At 75.5% G+C, this 15,047-nt stretch carries 18 protein-coding genes and 1 pseudogene; 11 read left to right on the plus strand and 8 right to left on the minus strand.

Annotated elements, in window-relative coordinates; all coding sequences use genetic code 11:
• The first annotated feature begins 65 nt into the window (after positions 1–65).
• The 5 genes from ACWIX3_RS07960 (at position 66) to ACWIX3_RS07980 (ending at position 3,841) form a co-directional block, all read left to right on the plus strand.
• On the plus strand, positions 66–878 hold the full coding sequence (locus ACWIX3_RS07960; RefSeq protein ID WP_448611532.1) for an alpha/beta fold hydrolase: 813 nt from the start codon (positions 66–68) through the stop codon (positions 876–878).
• A 184-nt stretch (positions 879–1,062) separates the two neighbouring features.
• Complete coding sequence (locus ACWIX3_RS07965; protein WP_448611533.1) at positions 1,063–1,509, plus strand: SRPBCC family protein; 447 nt, start codon at positions 1,063–1,065, stop codon at positions 1,507–1,509.
• A gap of 40 nt (positions 1,510–1,549) precedes the next feature.
• On the plus strand, positions 1,550–2,440 hold the full coding sequence (locus ACWIX3_RS07970; protein ID WP_448611534.1) for an NAD-dependent protein deacetylase: 891 nt from the start codon (positions 1,550–1,552) through the stop codon (positions 2,438–2,440).
• A complete protein-coding gene (locus ACWIX3_RS07975; RefSeq protein WP_448611535.1) occupies positions 2,437–2,847 on the plus strand; it encodes a biopolymer transporter Tol in 411 nt (136 codons plus the stop codon). The genes ACWIX3_RS07970 and ACWIX3_RS07975 overlap by 4 nt, the downstream gene beginning before the upstream one ends.
• 31 nt (positions 2,848–2,878) lie before the next feature.
• Positions 2,879–3,841, plus strand: coding sequence for an MSMEG_6728 family protein (locus tag ACWIX3_RS07980; protein ID WP_448611536.1), 963 nt, complete (start codon positions 2,879–2,881; stop codon positions 3,839–3,841).
• On the opposite strand, the gene ACWIX3_RS07985 is transcribed toward ACWIX3_RS07980, so the two are convergent.
• From ACWIX3_RS07985 to ACWIX3_RS07995, 3 genes are read right to left on the minus strand one after another with little or no spacing between them, the layout of a single operon-like run.
• Positions 3,811–4,692, minus strand: coding sequence for a phosphotransferase family protein (locus tag ACWIX3_RS07985; RefSeq protein WP_448611537.1), 882 nt, complete (start codon positions 4,690–4,692; stop codon positions 3,811–3,813). The genes ACWIX3_RS07980 and ACWIX3_RS07985 overlap by 31 nt on opposite strands.
• The gene (locus ACWIX3_RS07990; RefSeq protein ID WP_448611538.1) at positions 4,689–5,108 is read right to left on the minus strand and encodes a PaaI family thioesterase; all 420 of its coding nucleotides are present in this window, start codon (positions 5,106–5,108) and stop codon (positions 4,689–4,691) included. Before ACWIX3_RS07990 ends, ACWIX3_RS07985 begins: the two co-directional genes overlap by 4 nt.
• On the minus strand, positions 5,105–5,467 hold the full coding sequence (locus ACWIX3_RS07995) for a VOC family protein (RefSeq protein ID WP_448611539.1): 363 nt from the start codon (positions 5,465–5,467) through the stop codon (positions 5,105–5,107). The genes ACWIX3_RS07990 and ACWIX3_RS07995 overlap by 4 nt, the downstream gene beginning before the upstream one ends.
• A gap of 90 nt (positions 5,468–5,557) precedes the next feature.
• On the opposite strand from ACWIX3_RS07995, the gene ACWIX3_RS08000 reads away from it, so the two are divergent.
• Positions 5,558–6,253: a YbaK/EbsC family protein gene (locus tag ACWIX3_RS08000; protein WP_448611540.1), complete on the plus strand. Its 696-nt coding sequence runs from the start codon at positions 5,558–5,560 to the stop codon at positions 6,251–6,253.
• 19 nt (positions 6,254–6,272) lie between these two features.
• On the opposite strand, the pseudogene ACWIX3_RS08005 reads toward ACWIX3_RS08000, so the two are convergent.
• The 3 genes and pseudogenes from ACWIX3_RS08005 to ACWIX3_RS08015 all read right to left on the minus strand — a co-directional run.
• A pseudogene (locus ACWIX3_RS08005) lies at positions 6,273–6,452 on the minus strand (MscL family protein); the annotation flags it as partial.
• A 27-nt stretch (positions 6,453–6,479) separates the two neighbouring features.
• Positions 6,480–7,127: a Flp pilus assembly protein CpaB gene (cpaB, locus tag ACWIX3_RS08010; RefSeq protein ID WP_448611541.1), complete on the minus strand. Its 648-nt coding sequence runs from the start codon at positions 7,125–7,127 to the stop codon at positions 6,480–6,482.
• Between the two features lie 82 nt (positions 7,128–7,209).
• Positions 7,210–7,527 (minus strand): FmdB family zinc ribbon protein, encoded by a 318-nt coding sequence (locus ACWIX3_RS08015; protein ID WP_448611542.1) that lies wholly within the window; start codon positions 7,525–7,527, stop codon positions 7,210–7,212.
• 395 nt (positions 7,528–7,922) lie between these two features.
• Between ACWIX3_RS08015 and ACWIX3_RS08020 the strand changes: the two genes are divergently transcribed.
• From ACWIX3_RS08020 to ACWIX3_RS08040, 5 genes are all read left to right on the plus strand, one after another.
• On the plus strand, positions 7,923–9,413 hold the full coding sequence (locus ACWIX3_RS08020) for a SulP family inorganic anion transporter (protein ID WP_448611543.1): 1,491 nt from the start codon (positions 7,923–7,925) through the stop codon (positions 9,411–9,413).
• A 5-nt stretch (positions 9,414–9,418) separates the two neighbouring features.
• Entirely contained in the window at positions 9,419–9,841 is a 423-nt protein-coding gene (locus ACWIX3_RS08025; protein ID WP_448611544.1) for a MerR family transcriptional regulator, read from the plus strand.
• A gap of 56 nt (positions 9,842–9,897) precedes the next feature.
• Positions 9,898–10,533, plus strand: coding sequence for a LysE family translocator (locus tag ACWIX3_RS08030; protein WP_448611545.1), 636 nt, complete (start codon positions 9,898–9,900; stop codon positions 10,531–10,533).
• Positions 10,534–10,625: 92 nt separating this feature from the next.
• On the plus strand, positions 10,626–11,198 hold the full coding sequence (locus ACWIX3_RS08035; protein WP_448611546.1) for a MarR family winged helix-turn-helix transcriptional regulator: 573 nt from the start codon (positions 10,626–10,628) through the stop codon (positions 11,196–11,198).
• A 37-nt stretch (positions 11,199–11,235) separates the two neighbouring features.
• Complete coding sequence (locus ACWIX3_RS08040; protein WP_448611547.1) at positions 11,236–12,240, plus strand: LLM class flavin-dependent oxidoreductase; 1,005 nt, start codon at positions 11,236–11,238, stop codon at positions 12,238–12,240.
• 106 nt (positions 12,241–12,346) lie between these two features.
• On the opposite strand, the gene ACWIX3_RS08045 is transcribed toward ACWIX3_RS08040, so the two are convergent.
• Both ACWIX3_RS08045 and ACWIX3_RS08050 read right to left on the minus strand, forming a co-directional pair.
• Entirely contained in the window at positions 12,347–13,864 is a 1,518-nt protein-coding gene (locus tag ACWIX3_RS08045; RefSeq protein WP_448611548.1) for a carboxyl transferase domain-containing protein, read from the minus strand.
• Positions 13,861–15,042, minus strand: coding sequence for a CaiB/BaiF CoA transferase family protein (locus tag ACWIX3_RS08050; protein WP_448611549.1), 1,182 nt, complete (start codon positions 15,040–15,042; stop codon positions 13,861–13,863). The genes ACWIX3_RS08045 and ACWIX3_RS08050 overlap by 4 nt, the downstream gene beginning before the upstream one ends.
• Positions 15,043–15,047 lie beyond the last annotated feature (5 nt).

Consider the following 15,047-nt stretch of genomic DNA (forward strand, 5'->3'; position numbering starts at 1 on the left):
CGGGCCGGTCGCAGGTGGCCGGCTCCCTCATCGCTCATCGTCTTCCCGCACAGGAGGTACCGGACATGACCGTCTCGGGCGTCGACGTGGTCACCACCCCGACCGGAGTGCGCATCGCCGTGGACGACCTCGGACAGGGCCCTCCCGTGGTGCTGACCCACGGTTGGGTCGTCGGTGGGGAGATGTGGGAGTACGTCGCGCTGCGGCTCGCCGACAGCGGGCTGCGCGCCGTCAGCATCACCCGCCGCGGCTGCGGTCGCTCGGGCCGTCCCGGGAGCGGCTACGACCTGGACACGCTCGCCGACGACCTCACCGGCGTCCTCGAGTCGCTCGACCTGCGCGAGGTCACCCTCGTCGCGCACTCGGCCGGCGGCGCCGAAGCGGTGCGGATGCTGGCCCGGTCCGGCGCCGACCGGGTCGCCCGCCTGGTCCTGGTCGCCAGCACGACGCCGGGGCCGCTCGCCGACGACCACGGGAGCCTCGACGCGCTGCTCACTGCGATGCGCACCGACCGCCCGGGTTACGTCCGCGCCGGCGTACCAGCTTTCTTCGGCGAGTCGATCCCGCAGGACCTGGCCGACTGGGGTGTCGCGCTCACCCTGCGCGCCAGCCTGCCGGCCAGCCTCGGTGTGCTGACCGCCGGCCTCGGGACCGACACAGCCGCGGATCTGGCTGCCTGTCCGGTCCCGGCGCTCGTCATCCACGGGGATCAGGACGCCAGTGCACCGCTGGACCTGTGCGGCCGACCCACCGCCGCCGCACTGCGCGACTCCCGGCTGCAGGTGTACGCGGGTGCGGCGCACGGTCTGCCGCTGACCCACCCGGAACAGCTCGCCACCGACATCCGGGCGTTCGCCACCCAGGGGGCTGGCAGATGAGCACCACGCCAAAAGGGGGCCGACCACCTGCGGGACGGGGTCGACGCCTGGGTCCACCGAGGGACTCCGCTCCCGGTGGGCGGCCCGGGGGTGATCGCAGGCCCGGCACGCGGGACGACGGAGGGTCTGCGCATCCGGCAGCCCTGTCGACGTCGGAGGTGGTGGCGACGGCAGGATGGGGGCCATGGGTCAGGTCGTCGCCACCGCGGAACGGGTCGTCCGAGCGCCGGTGGACCGGGTGCGGTCCGCTCTCGCCGACTACGAGGGGACGCGCCCCCGCGTGCTCCCCGAGCAGTTCAGCGGCTACCGGGTCGAGTCCGGCGGTCAGGGCGCGGGCACCCGCGTCGCGTGGCGCTTCGCGGCAACCTCCAGGCGGGTCCGCGACCAGCTGGTCGAGGTCGGCCAGCCCGACCCCGACATCCTGGTCGAGACCGACACCCGCTCCTCGATGGTGACCACCTGGACGCTGCACCCGGCCGACGCCGGGCTGACCACCGTCCGGGTGCGCACCACCTGGAACGGCGCCGGCGGCATCGGCGGCTTCTTCGAGCGCACCTTCGCGCCCAAGGGGCTGCGCCGGGTGTACGAGGAGCTGCTGGGCCGGCTGGACCGCGAGGTCGCCACCTCCTGAGGTCGCGGCGCGGTTTGCCGGTGAGGGGGACCATGGCGGCGTGACCGCCGTCCCCACCGCCGACCACGTCGCCGTCGACCGGCCCGCCGTCGACGCGGCCGCAGACCCCGGGACGCTCGAGGCCCTCGCCGGGCTGGTGGGGGACGGCGACGTCGTCGTGCTCTCGGGTGCCGGCCTGTCCACCGACTCGGGCATCCCCGACTACCGCGGGGCCAGCGGGTCGCTGCGGCGGCACACGCCGATGACCTACCAGACGTTCCTGCGCGACCCGCGCGGCCGGCACCGCTACTGGGCGCGCAGCTTCGTCGGCTGGCCGCAGATCCGCGAGGCCCGGCCCAACGCCGGGCACGCCGCGGTCGCCGACCTGCAGCGGGCCGGGCTCGTGACCGGGGTGATCACGCAGAACGTCGACGGGCTGCACCAGGCTGCCGGCGCGCGGGACGTCCTCGAGCTGCACGGGGGGTTGGACCGCACGGTCTGCCTGGCCTGCGGGGACGTCGCCGACCGCGGCGAGCTCCACGAGCGGCTGCGGGCGGTCAACCCGCACTTCGGGCCGCACGTCGACGAGGTCAATCCCGACGGCGACGCCGAGCTGCCCGACGAGGTGCTCGACGGGTTCGTCATGGTCGACTGCCTCGCCTGCGGGCACGGCCCGCTCAAGCCAGACGTCGTCTTCTTCGGCGAGACGGTGCCGCGCGACCGGGTGGACACCTGCTTCGCGATGGTCGAGCAGGCCGGCTCCCTGCTGGTGCTTGGCTCCTCGCTGACGGTCATGAGCGGCTACCGGTTCGTGCTGCGCGCCGAGAAGCACGGCATCCCCGTCGGGCTGGTCAACCTGGGCCCGACCCGCGGCGATGCGAAGGTCGACGTCCGGGTGGACGCCCCGCTCGGGACGGTGCTGCCCGACCTGGTCCGCCGCGTGACCGGGTGAGCCACGAGGTCAGCCGTACCGAGGACGGCCGCTGGCTGGTCGTCGACGGCCGGCGCTGGCGGGCGGCCGATCCGGCGCTGCCCGACGACGTCCGTGCCCGGCTGCTGCACCACCTCGGCGCAGCGCGCTCCGCCGTCCGGACGGCGGGCGCCGCCGGGGACGGCGCCGCGCTGGCCGCCGCCCGCGCCCGGGTGCGCCTGGCCAAGACCGGGCTGGGGGAGCGCGGACCGGCCTGGTGGGAGCAGGACGACGCCGAGCGCCGCGCCCGCTGGGAGTCCGCCCTCGTGGCCCTGGACGACGGACTTCCCTCCCCGCCGCCACGGCCCCGTCCAGGGCACCGCCCTGAGCGTGCGAAGGGTGGGGAGGACGGGGTCCTTCCACCTGCAGGGAGGCCACACGGCGGTTGACGCCACGCCGGGACGGGCAGGAAGACCGTCGATGCAGACCTTCCTCCCCGTCGCCGACTTCGAGGAGAGCGCCCGGCTCCTGGACTCGCCACGGCTGGGCAAGCAGCGCGTCGAGACCCTCCAGGTGCTGCGGGCGCTGGAGCTGCCCGACTACGGCTGGACGTCGCACCCGGTGGTCCGGATGTGGCGCGGACGCACCCCGGCGCTGGTCGCCTACGGGCTGGCCATGGTCCGGGTCTGGCGCGAGCGCGGGTTCGCCGACACCACGCACACGCTGATCGCCGAGTTCGCGCCCGACGTGGTCGGCGTCCCGCAGGACGAGCTGGCCCGGGCCGGGATGCTCCCCTCCTGGGTCGGGAAGGAGGCCCTGCACCTGTCCCACCGGTCGAACCTGCTGGCCAAGGAGCCGGACTTCTACCGGCCGCTGTTCCAGCCGATCTTCGGCGCCGAGCCCGAGGACCTGCCCTACCTCTGGCCCGAGCCCGACGACCTGCCGCCCGCAGCGGAGCCCGAGGGGACGCGGGTGTGGGTGGTCCGTCCGCGCGCGCACAACGAGCTCGGTGCCTGCCTGGCCGCCGGCGTGGTCGGGCTGGGCACCCAGTCGGGCATCGACGTCGACGCCACCGGGCTGTCCCCGGCCGAACTGCGTGCGCTGTCCAAGGAGATCTCCGGCCGCCGCCCGGCCAAGGACCTGCGCCAGCTCTCGGCCTTCCTCGACGAGGTCCGCCCCGGCGATCCGGTCGCGCTGCCGATCGAGCACGGCGCCGGGCTGCTGGTGGGCGAGGTGCTCGGCGACTACCTCTTCGAGGGCCGCGAGCTCCTGCCGCACCGCCGTCCGGCCCGCTGGGACCGCGTCGTGCCGAGGGCGGCGGCCCGCCCGCCGGCCACGCTGCAGGACCCGCGCGCGCTGTTCTCCGTCGTCATCGACCCCGACGTCCTGCCGCCGGCGCTGGCCGGCACCACCTACCGCGAGCCGGCGCTGCCGCTGGCGTAACGCGCGCCGAGCGCCGCGGCCAGCCGCTCGCCGGCCGCCGGCCGCCGGTGCGGGTGCCCGGTCGCCGCGACCAGCGTCCACGCGGCGGCGTGCAGGCGGCGCAGCTCCAGCCACGGTGACAGCTCCGCGTCGGAGGGGCCGCCGATCGCGTCCAGGGCGGCCCGGCCGTCGAGCCGGGAGGTGCTGCGCAGGCAGGCGAGGTCCCAGGCGCGCGGACCGGGGCAGGTGTCCTCGAGGTCGGTCCACAGCCAGCCGTCGGGGGTGGCGAGCAGGTTGCCGGGGTGCGCGTCACCGTGCAGCGGCGCCACCTCGCCGTCCAGCTGCGGACCGAGCTCGGCCAGCCGGTCCCGGAGGCGGTCCAGCAGGAGCGGCGGAGCGCCCCACGCCCGACCCAGCGAGGCGAACCGGGCGAGGTCGTCGAGCGGGGTGTCCAGCGGCGCGCCGTCCACCGGCATGTCGGCCAGGGCGCCGTGCAGCTCGACCAGCGCGGCGGAGACCTCCCCGGGCGCCGGGGGGTGCGGGAGCACCTCGACGTGCCGCCAGAAGGAGACCTCGAGCCCGGCGTACCGGTGCGGCCCCGGAGGCAGCAGGTCGCTGGGCGCCACGACCGGCGCGCCCGCTCCGGCGAGGGCGCCGGCGACGGCGACCTCGCGGGCGAAGGAGCGCAGCGGCGCCGGTCGCAGCAACGGCGTCAGGGTGCCCACCCGCGCGACGACCGGCTCCGGGGCCAGGTGGACGACGACGTTGACGCCGTCCTGCAGCACCCGGGGCTCCGCCGACCGGACCCCGTGGCCGGCGGCCACCGCCCGGGCGGCGAGCACTGCCCGCGCCACCCGGACGGGAGCCGTCACGCCCCGGGCCGCCGCACGTTCTGCAGCCGCACCTGACCGCGGGCGACGAGCCTGCCGTCGTCGGTCCGGGTGAGCAGGACCTGCCAGAGCTGCTGGGTGCGGCCCTGCTGCACCGGCTCGGCGACGACGTCGAGCCGCCCCTCGGTCGTCGAGCGGATGAAGTCGGTGTTGTTGTTGACCCCGACGGCGAACTGTCCGGAGTCGGCCACCGCCACGCTGGCGCCGATGCTGGCGGCCGACTCGATGACGGCGCAGTAGAGCCCGCCGTGCACGACGCCCCACGGGGTGTGCTGCTCGGGCCCGACCTGGACCGTCCCGGTCACGCGGGTGCCGCTGACCTCGCCGACCTCGAACCCCGTGGCGGCGACGAACCGGCTGGCCGACGCCAGGTCGACCGCGGGCAGGTCGGGGCTCACGCGGCGTCCCACACGAGGCAGAAGGGGTGGCCCACCGGGTCGGCGTAGACGCGGAAGTCGCCTCCGCCGCCGGGCAGCTTGCGCGCACCGAGGGCGAGGGCCTTCGGCTCCGCCTCCTCGATGTCGGCCACCCGGACGTCGAGGTGGAACTGCTGGGGCCGCTCCGGGGCGGGCCAGTCCGGCGGCCGCAGGTCCGGGGCCTGCTGGAACGCCAGCCGGTACCCCTGACCGGTGACGACGACCCAGTCGTCGCCCGGGGAGCCCTTGGTGACCTCCATCCCCAGCAGGTCGGCGTAGAAGGTCGCGAGCGCGTACGCGTCCGGCGCGTCGATGACGACGGAGTGCAGCTGGCCGATCATGGGCCCATCCTGCGGGCCCGGGGAGCGCCGGACCAGCGGGGGTCCGGCCGCTCACCGCGCCGATCCGGCCACCACGGCAGGATCGTGGGCGTGGACTCCTCGACCGCCCCCCGGCTCGGCTCGCTGACCTGGACCCCCGCCGCCGAGCGGCCCGACCTGCTCGCCGCTCCGGTGACCGCGGCGCTGGGCGCGCTGACCGCGCCGGCCTGGGTCGCCGAGATCGATCCCGACCTCGCCGACACCGTTGCCTTCACCGAGGCCTACGGGGTGCCGCTGGAGGTCTCGGCCAACTGCGTGGTCGTCGCCGCCCGCCGCGCCGGGCAGACCGAGCTGGCCGCCTGCCTGGTCCCGGCGACCACCCGAGCCGACGTCAACGGACTGGTGCGCCGCCACCTCGGCGCCCGCAAGGCCTCCTTCGCGCCGCAGGACGTCGCCGTGGCCGAGAGCGGCATGGCGTACGGGGGCATCACGCCGCTCGGGCTGCCGCCGTCCTGGCCGGTGCTGGTGGACCCCGCCGTCGCGGCCGCCGAGCTGGTCGTCGTCGGGTCGGGCACCCGGGGCAGCAAGCTCGCCGTGCCGGGTGCCGCCCTGGCCGCCCTGCCCGCCGCGGAGGTCCTCGAGGGGCTGGGACGCCCGCTGGCGGACCCGGCACCCCCGGTCCCGGCCGCGCGTGCCGAGCGGGCCCCCGACGACCGGGACGTCGGCTGGGGCGAGCGTCCCGAGGAGGTGTCGGCCGCCGACCGGCGCTACCTCGAGGACCGCCCGCCGCACTGGGGCAGCGACTGAGACAGGGCCCTCCTACTCCTTACCGCTCGGATTCCCGCTCGGAGAAGGACCCCGTGCCCCCGCCACTCACGAGCTGGCCACCGCCGCCGACGGGGTCGACCAGCGGGAGCAGAGACGGCTCGGCGCACCGGTCGACGACGGCGGTGGACGCGGCACCGATGACGACGGCGAGCTCGACGACGTTGCCGCGCAGCACGAAGTCCTCGGAGCCCTCGAGCTCGACGCGTCATCCACCCGCCCTCGCCGCCGCCGATCCGGCACCCTCTGTGGAGCGTCGCGGGAGGCTGAGGGTCAGCGTCGCGGTGGTCGCCGCGGCGGCGAGCCGGGCAGCGGTGTCGGCGTCGACGGCCAGCAGCAGCAGCCCGTCGTCCTCCCGCCCCGGGGTGGCCAGCACCGGCGCCCCGGCGGCGACCACCTCGGCCCGGGCGGCACCCGGCGGCGTGGCCAGGACGTCGACCCGGTCGCCGGGCCGCACCAGCGCGCTGACCGCGAGGTCGGCCGGGCGCACCGGTGCGGCGACCTGCCCGGTGCCGAGCCGGTCGGTCAGGCCGGCCCCGACCAGGCCGGTGTCCGTGAGCGGCACGCCGGACCGGACACCGCCGGCGAGCACCTGGCCCACGACCGCGGCCGGGTCCTCGACCGTGCCGGCGGGGCGCAGGCCGGGTGGGTACTGCGCGACGGCGACGTCCCCGGTGGCGAGGACGGCGCCCGGTGCGAGGTCGGCGGCGGCCACGACGACCGGCACGGTGGTCGGCGGGGGAGCCGGTGCCGGAGCTGGGCGGAGGGCCAGGACGAGAGCCGCGGCGGCGAGCAGAGCAGCGAGGACCTGCCGAGCGGTGTGCAGTGGCCGGCGCGGGCGGCGGAGGCGGACCATGTGTCCACGCTGGCCGCCCGCGGCCGGCGGTGGGGCGGCGGATGCCGGGCTGTGGAGCCGGCGACCGCCTGTGGACCGCGGGTCAGCTGGCCGCGGCGTTGCTCGAGGAGGAGCTCGAGCCGCTCGACGAGGACGAGCTCGTGGACGACGGGGTGGGCGCGGCGGGGGAGGCGTCCTTCTTGCCGTTGGACGCGCCCGACTCGCTGGAGGATGAGCTGGACCGGCTGTCGGTGCGGTAGAAGCCCGAGCCCTTGAAGACCACACCGATCGAGCCGTAGACCTTGCGCACCGGGCTGCTGCACTCGGGGCACTCGCTCACCGGGGCGTCGGTGAAGCTCTGCACCACCTCGAACTGGTGCTTCCCGTCGGGGTTGGTGCAGGCGTACTGGTACGTGGGCACGGTGGTGGTACTCCTCGTCGGACGGGCCAGGTTGGCACTCTCACCCAGCGACTGCCAATGATGCGCGTCGCCACGGCGTCCGTCCACGTGCGGACGGCGAGTGTGACGTCCGGGCCGCACGACGGTGTGATCCCGACGGAGGGCCAGAGCGACCCGCCGTCGAGCGGGTGAGCAAGGACACGGCAACCCTCCGCTCACGTGAGGGTAGGGTGTGGGAGCCCGTGGCGCCTCGCGCACCATGGACAGGGCCGACCGCGCGCCGTCGACGGGACGTGACCGCCGGAGCGGCGATGCCGGCCCGTGCTGGTGCGCCGACGCACCCGCCCCGGCCTCCTGGCACCCACCGCGGTGCCGGCCCGCCGCGCCCCTGGGGCGCCCGACCTCGAAGCGGTGGCATGTCCTCTGCTCTGCCTGCGCCTGCCCGGCCGCGGCTCACCCGTCCCACCTGGCTGTCCCCGGAGGTGGCCCGCACCGAGGTGCTCGCCGGCCTGGTGGTGGCGCTGGCGCTGATCCCCGAGGCCATCAGCTTCTCCATCCTCGCCGGGGTCGACCCTCGGGTCGGCCTCTTCTCGAGCTTCGTCATGGCCGTGGTCATCGCCTTCACCGGCGGCCGCCCGGCGATGATCACCGCAGCCACCGGCGCCATCGCACTGGTGGTGGCCCCGTTGGCGCGTGACCACGGCCTGGAGTACCTGCTGGCCGCGGTGGTCCTCGGCGGGATCTTCCAGGTGCTGCTGTCCGCGGCCGGCGTCGCCCGGCTCATGCGGTTCATCCCGCGCAGCGTCATGGTCGGCTTCGTCAACGCGCTGGCGATCCTGATCTTCACCGCGCAGCTGCCCCACCTGGTCGACGTCCCGTGGCTGGTCTACCCGCTGGTCGCCGCAGGTCTGGCGATCATCTTCCTGCTGCCGCGGCTGACCACCGTCGTCCCGGCGCCGCTGGTGTCGATCATCGTGCTCACCGGCCTGACGGTCGCCGCCGGGTTGACCATCCCGAACGTCGGCGACCAGGGCGAGCTGCCCGGCAGCCTGCCGTTCCTCGCGTTGCCCGACGTCCCGCTGAGCCTCGACACGTTGGGCGTCATCGCCCCGTACGCCCTGGGCATCGCGTTCGTGGGGCTGATGGAGTCGCTGATGACGGCCAAGCTGGTCGACGACCTCACCGACACCCACTCGGACAAGACCCGCGAGTCCTGGGGGCAGGGCGTGGCGAACGTCGCCTCCGGCCTGTTCGGCGGCATGGGCGGCTGCGCCATGATCGGCCAGACCATGATCAACGTGAGGTCCGGCGCCCGCACACGCCTGTCGACGTTCCTGGCCGGGGCGCTCCTCCTGGTGCTCGTGGTCGTCCTCGGGGACGTGGTCGCCGTCATCCCGATGGCGGCCCTGGTCGCGGTGATGGTGTTCGTGTCGATCGCGACGTTCGACTGGCACAGCCTGCGCACCGTCCACCGGATGCCCAGGAGCGAGACGACGGTGATGCTCACGACCGTCGCCGGCACGCTGGTCACCCACAACCTCGCCATCGGCGTCGTCGCCGGCGTGCTCGCCGCCTGCGTGCTGTTCGCCCGCCGGGTGGCGCACCTGGCCGAGGTCACCCGTGTCCCCGACCCCGATGGCGCCACCGCGGTGTACTCGGTGCACGGGGCGCTGTTCTTCGCCTCCAGCAACGACCTCTACACGCAGTTCGACTACGCGAACGACCCCGACCACGTGGTCATCGACCTGTCCGGCGCCTCCGTCTGGGACGCCTCCACCGTCGCCGCCCTCGACGCGATCACGCACAAGTACGAGACCCGCGGCAAGACCGTCGAGATCGTCGGGCTCACCGGGCACTCCGCCGACCGCTACGAGCGGCACACCGGCCGGCTCACAGGGGCACACTGATGCCGATGGCGCGCGCGGGGCTGCTGCAGATCGGCCAGGTGGCCGAGCGCACCGGGCTGAGCCTGCGCACCATCCGCTTCTACGAGGAGAACGGGCTGGTCGTCCCCACCGCCCGCAGCGAGGGCGGGTTCCGGCTCTACAGCGACGACGACATCGCCCGCCTCGAGGTGATCAAACGGATGAAGCCGCTGGGCTTCAGCCTGGAGGAGATGCAGCAGCTGCTCACCCTGCTGTCCGACCTCGCGCACGCCGGGGACGACCGGGAGGCGCTGCTCGACCGGCTGAGGATGTTCCACGAGGCCGCGATCGCCCGGGTGACCGCGCTGCGCGAGCAGCTCGCCGTCGCAGGGGGGTTCGCCGAGACCCTCGCCGCGCACCTGCACGGTGCGGGTCTGCCAGATGCTCCCGCCCGCAGCCCGGACCGCTGAGCGGGCACTGCCCCCGCCTAAGCTCCGACCGTGGCCGCCGCCGCGGGAACCCAGGCGTGAGCGTCCAGGGAGCCGTGCTCGGCTTCGGTCTCGTCGCCCTGCTGCTCACCGTCACACCGGGCCTGGACACCGCCCTGGTCCTGCGCGCCGCCATCACCCGGGGACGCGGTGACGCGCTCGCCACCGCGCTCGGGGTGATCGCCGGTGTCCTGGCGTGGGGCGCCGCCGCCGCGGTCGGGGTGTCCGCCCTGCTCACCGCGTCCACGGTCGCCTACGACGCCCTCCGGCTCGTCGGCGCCGGGTACCTGGTCTGGCTCGGCGGGCGGATCCTGTGGCGACTGGTGTGCCACCGTGCCGAGGCGGTCGCCGGCCCCTTCCCCGTCGCGCCGGGAGGAGCCTGGCGGTCGGCCCGCACCGGTCTGCTGACCAACCTGCTCAACCCGAAGGTCGGCGCCTTCTACGTGTCCGTGCTGCCGCAGTTCCTCCCGCCGGAGGCGCCCGCCCTGGGCATGGGCGTGCTGCTGGCCCTCGTCCACGCGGCGCTGAGCCTCGCGTGGTTCGCCGTCCTCGTCCTCGGTGCGGTGGCCGCCCGCCGGTGGCTGCAGCGCCCGGGGGTCAGCCGGACCGTCGAGGGCGTCACAGGGGTCGCCCTGCTCGGCTTCGGCCTGCGACTCGCCCTGCCCGGCGGCTGACCCGATCACGGAGCGCAACCGCTCACACCGTCTGCGTCGAGTACGGACGCCCGGCGTGGCTCGGCGTGTCGCGCGCAAGTACGGTTCCGGATGTGGCGCAGCAGTGGCTCGACGAGGAGCAGCAGCGGACCTGGCGGACGTGGCTGAGCATCGCCGAGCTGCTCCCGCGGGTGCTCGACGCCCAGCTGCAGCGCGACGCCGGCCTCAGCCACGCCGCCTACGTCGTCCTCGCCATGCTGTCGGAGGCGCCCGAGCGCAGCCGGCGGATGAGCGACCTGGCCCGTCGCGCCAACCAGTCGCAGAGCCGGCTCTCCCACACCGTGGCGCGACTGGAGGAGCGCGGCTGGGTGCGGCGCGAGCGCTCCGCCGAGGACGGCCGGGGCAACCTCGCCGTCCTCACCGACGCCGGGTGGGACGTCGTCCGGTCGGTCGCGCCCGGTCACGTCGAGGCCGTCCGTGCGGCGCTGTTCGACCCGCTCACCGATGAGCAGACCCGCGCCCTCGGCGACGCGCTGCAGGCGGTGCTCGACCGGCTCGACCCCGACCACCGCCTCCGTGAGGCGGCCGGTCTGTCGCCGGCCGACAGCGGCGAGGGCATCGCGGTGGGCGCCGGCGAGCGGGGAGCGGCCCGTGGTGCGGCAGCCGGGAGTGCGGCCGCCGGCTGACCGGAAGCCGCGCGCCGGGCCGGACGTTGCCCGAGGGGTGTCCGAGCCGCTGCCGCTGTCCGTCCTCGAGCTGGCCGTTGTCGGCTCGGGGCAGTCCACCGCCGATGCCCTGGCCGCCACCACCCGTGTGGCGCAGACGGCCGACCGCCTCGGTTACACCCGGCTGTGGGTCGCCGAGCACCACAACATGCCGGCCGTCGCCAGCACCAACCCGCCGGTGCTCATCGCCCACCTGGCCGCGGTCACCGAGCGGATCCGGGTCGGCTCCGGCGGGGTGATGCTGCCCAACCACGCGCCGCTCGTCGTCGCCGAGCAGTTCGCCCTGTTGGAGGCGCTGCACCCCGGCCGGGTCGACCTGGGCATCGGCCGCGCACCGGGCACCGACCCGCAGACGGCGATCGCCCTGCGTCGCGACCCCGCCGCGCTGTCGGCCGAGGACTTCCCGCAGCACCTCGTCGACCTGCTCGGCCTGCTCGGCGATCCCCGCGTCGAGGGTGGGCTGGCCGAGCACTTCCGGGCCACGCCCGCGGCTGCGTCGGCCCCGCGGGTCGTGCTGCTCGGCTCCAGCGGCTTCTCCGCGCAGCTCGCCGGTCAGCTGGGCCTGCCGTTCGCCTTCGCCCACCACTTCGGCGGCCCGCACGTGCAGACCGCCGTCGCGCTCTACCGCGACTCCTTCCGGCCCTCGCCGGCGCTGGAGCGGCCGTACACGATCGTGACGGCGAACGTGCTCGCCGCCGACACCGCCGAGCAGGCCCGCCGGTTGGCGCTGCCCGGACAGCTCATGCGGCTGTCGCTGCGACTCAACCGGCTGCGCCCCGTGCCCAGCCTCGAGGAGGCCGAGCGCGATCCCGAGCGCGCCGCCGCGGAGGCGATGCCGAGCAACGCGATCGTCGGGGACCCGGCCGGTGTCGTCGTCCAGCTGCGGCAGCTGGCCGCCGACACCGGCGCCGACGAGCTGATGCTGTCGGCGTCCACCCACGGCGTCGAGGAACGGCTGCGCAGCCTGGAGCTGGTCGCCGCGGCGTGGGGCCTCGCGGCCTGATCCGGCGGACCCGGCCGACGTCCTGGCTCACCGTCGCGGGTCGTGGCTCAGCACTGGTGGTGAGCCAGGCCCGGCGACGATCAGCTCACCTGATCGTCGCCGGACCTCAGTGGCCGAGGTGGCGGTAGCGGTGCAGCCGGGTGCGGAAGCGCTCGCCGTCGTCCCGCCCGAGCAGGCCGGCGAGCTCCTCGCCGAGCACCCGGCCCAGCCGGCGGCAGAAGTCCACCGGCTCGTCGGCGGCGTCCGGCCGCTCGGGGACGACACGGTCGACGATCCCGGCCCGCCACAGGTCCGTCGCCCGCACCCCCTGGTGGGCGGCCATCTCCCCGGCGCGGTCGACGGTGCGGTGCACGATCGCCGAGGCGCCCTCGGGCGGCAGCGGGCCCAGCCAGCCGCTGGCCGCGGCCAGCACCCGGTCGGCGGGCACGAGCGCGAGTGCGCCGCCGCCGGTGCCCTGGCCGAGCAGCACCGCGAGCGTGGGGGCCCGCAGCATGACGAGGTCCTGCAGGCAGCGGGCGATCTCGGCGGCCAGCCCGCCCTCCTCGGCCTCCTTGGACAGCGCCGCGCCGGGGGTGTCGATCAGGGTGACCAGCGGCAGCCGCAGCTCGGCGGCCAACCGCATCCCGCGCCGGGCCTCGCGCAGTGCGCCCGGCCCGAGCGGCGCCGACAGCGACTGCCCGCGCCGGTCCTGACCCAGGACGACGCACGGCGCTCCGCCGAAGCGGGCCAGGGCGAGCAGCAGCCCGGGGTCCTTCTCGCCGGCGCCGGTGCCGGACAGGCCGACGACGTCGGTCGCCGCGGTGCGCAGCAGCCGCCGCACGCCGGGCCGGTCCTCGCGCCGGGAGGCGGTGACGACCTCCCACGCGCTGCGCCCGTCCTCGGGGTCGTCGGTGTCGGTGCCGTCCTCCGCGGTGGGCCGCACGGCGTCGGCGACGTCCCGGTGCCAGGTCTGCCGCGCGGCCAGCACCCGCAGCGCCCGGTCGGCGACCTCGGCGATCTCCTCGTGCGGGACGACGGCGTCGATGAGCCCGTGCTCGGCGAGGTGCTCGGCGGTCTGCACGCCCTCGGGGAAGGGCTCGCCGTAGAGCGCCTGGTAGACCCGCGGGCCGAGGAACCCGATCGAGGCGCCGGGCTCGGCGATGGTCACGTGGCCGAGCGAGCCCCACGAGGCCAGGACGCCGCCGAACGTGGGGTGCCGCAGGTAGACCAGGTAGGGCAGCCCGGCCTCCTTGTGCCGGGCGATCGCCGCGGTGATCCCGATCATCTGCAGGAAGGCGACGGTGCCCTCCTGCATCCGGGTGCCGCCGGACACCGGCGCGGCCAGCAGCGGCAGGCCCTCCTCGGTGGCCCGCTCCACCGCGGCGATGAGCCGGTCGGCGGCGGCCACGCCGATCGAGCCGGCGAGGAAGCCGAACTCGCCGGCGATCACCGCGACCCGCCGCCCGCGCAGCTGTCCCTCGCCGGTGATGATCGACTCGTCCTGCCGGGTCCGCTCCGCCGCCCGGGCCAGCTCGGCGGCGTAGGGCTCCGGGACGTCCCCGACGGGGATGGGGGAGTCCCAGCTCTTCCAGGAACCGGGGTCGAGGACGAGGTCGCGCAGCGCTCGGGCGTCCAAGGACGTCACTGCGCCAGCCAGGCGCGGATCGCCTCGTTCGACGAGCCCAGCACGGGGGGCGCGGCGTGGTCGCGCCGGGTGGTCTCGGTCTCGCCGTCCGGACCGGGCGCGAAGAAGCGCAGCGGCGGGCCGGGGAGGGTCAGCGAGCCGGCCGTGGCGTGCTCGACGGAGATCTTCAGGCCCTGTGAGGCGAGCTGGTCCCAGGCGTAGACGTCGTCCAGCGTCCGCACCTTGCCCGCCGGCACCCCGGCGGCTGACAGCCGGGCGAGCAGCTCCTCGGCCGGGATGTCGGCGAAGACGCCCTCCAGCAGCTCGATGACCTCCTGCCGGCGGGCGACCCGTTCGCCGTTGGTGGCCAGCCCGGGGGCGTCGGGGTCCAGGTCGAACTCGGCGCACAGCCGCCGCCACAGCCCCTCCGACCCGCAGGACAGCTGCACGCTGCCGCCCCCGGCGCAGTGGAACAGCCCGTAGGGGGCGATCGAGGGGTGGTGGTTGCCCTGCGCCTGGTTGACCTGACCGGCCACGGTGTACGCCGTCCCCTGGTAGGCGTGCACGCCGACGACAGCGGCCAGCAGCGACGTCCGCACCACCTGGCCGCGGCCGGTCCGCTGCCGCTCGAGCAGCGCGGCCAGCACCCCGTAGGCGCCGTACATGCCGGCCAGCAGGTCGCTGATCGGGACACCGACCTTCTGCGGGTCCTCGGGTCCCGGCCCGGTCAGGGACATCAGCCCGCCCTCGCCCTGGGCGATCTGGTCGTAGCCGGCCCGGCCGCCCTCGGGGCCGTCGTGACCGAAGCCGCTGATCGCCAGGGTGACCAGCCGGGGGTTGAGCTCGGCCAGCGCGTCGGTGCCGAAACCGAGCCGGGCCAGCGTGCCGGGGCGGAAGTTCTCCAGCAGCACGTCGGCCCGGCGGACCAGCTCGCGCAGCAGCTCCTTGTCGCCGTCGTCCTTGAGGTCGAGGGTGACCGACTCCTTGTTGCGGTTGGCGGAGAAGAAGTAGGTCGACTCCCGTCCGCCGTCGGGGGTGTCGACGAACGGCGGGCCCCAGCCGCGGCTGTCGTCACCACCGTCTGGTGTCTCCACCTTGATGACGCGGGCGCCGAGATCGCCGAGCATCATCCCGGCGTGCGGGCCGGCGAGGGCGCGGGTGAGGTCGACGACGAGGATGCCGTCCAGCGGTCCGGACACAGGTG

The sequence above is a fragment of the Geodermatophilus sp. URMC 60 genome (assembly GCF_053502585.1).